General features: G+C 55.6%; 1 protein-coding gene. It reads right to left on the minus strand.

What is annotated here, in order from left to right; translation table 11 throughout:
- Positions 1-1,085: IS1249 family transposase (locus ACRQEG_RS09490; RefSeq protein WP_435733870.1), on the minus strand; the 1,085-nt coding region annotated here is incomplete at its 3' end.
- Positions 1,086-1,202: the final 117 nt, after the last annotated feature.

Below are 1,202 nucleotides of genomic sequence, written 5' to 3' on the forward strand. Positions count from 1 at the left end.
GGCTTATCGCTGGGCGCGCTAACGGGTTTCTTCCGTGTCTGGACCTTGTTAGAAGCGAAATCAGACATCGGTTGAGTGTTGATCGACCTGGAATAAAGCCAATAATCAAGCGCGGTCAGCAGGTGGGGCTGGGACCAGCCACGATGGGAGTGTAAGAACTCTTTCAACGGCGCGTTCACTCCTCCTTCTAGACGGTTCGTCGTCGACTCAAGACTGGTTGACACGTCCAGGGTTGGATCAAGGAACGTGAAGAGCACGCCTTGTTTGACGTAGCGGTCAAGGGCACCCACGATACGGCGAGTGGGGTGATGGGTGTACCACCATTTCTTGTTTTTCCGCGCGAAAGAAGGAATATTCTCAAGGCGGGTTTCCTCCCGATAAGTCTTCTCTGCCAGCCATTGATCGTAAAGCTCGTGGAAAGCGTGCAGCGAGTTTTGCCAGGTAATAGCACCCTCGCGGGTAGTTATTTTGGTTAGGTCGAGGGCGAGCTTGTATAAGGCCTTATGGGCTTGGGTTTGCGGGCGGGTGGTGGTGACTTGGCGGATATTACGTTGTACGTGTACCAGGCAGCGTTGGATGCGTGTGGTGGGCCATTCCTGCTTGATCGCTGCCAGTGCTCCTGGTGCCCCGTCGGTGGTAGCAACGATAGGGGCAGGCAGACGGCGTAAGAGGGCGAGGTAGGCGGCTTTGGATTCACGGTCACATAGCTGGTAGGCGATCACGCCTTCTCGCGTGTAAGCGATCAGTACGCACCAGTTGTAGGCGATATAGGTCCCGTCGATGAAAACCTGGTCGTAGACCTGCCCGGTAGGCGTCCAGATGGGGCGGGTTTGCCAGCACCAGGCATGCGTGCGGTCCCAGGTTCGGGTGTCGCGGGCGCCCAGGCGTCGGGGTGTGGTTGTGGTGAGGTAGGTGAGGAATTCAGCGAATTCTTGGGCGTGTTTTTGTCGGTCATCGGTCGCGGTGAAGCTGTATTTACATTCCTTGCAATACCAACGCTGACGGCCTTGTTTTGTGAAGCCTTTCTTCTTTGAAGGGTTTGAGCAGATAGGGCAGTGTCGGGCGCGGGGATTGAGTTTCTTCACTCCCTGCACATTCCACCGCGGGTGTCAAGGAAGCAAGCTTATTGAGGTACTCGAGCTCAATAAGGCTGACTTTTCGTTGCTATGGCAGGGCAAACCCCGGATATAAGACCCACCATT

The sequence above is a fragment of the Actinotignum stranguriae genome, from assembly GCF_051265215.1.
Lineage (GTDB): Bacteria > Actinomycetota > Actinomycetes > Actinomycetales > Actinomycetaceae > Actinotignum > Actinotignum schaalii_C.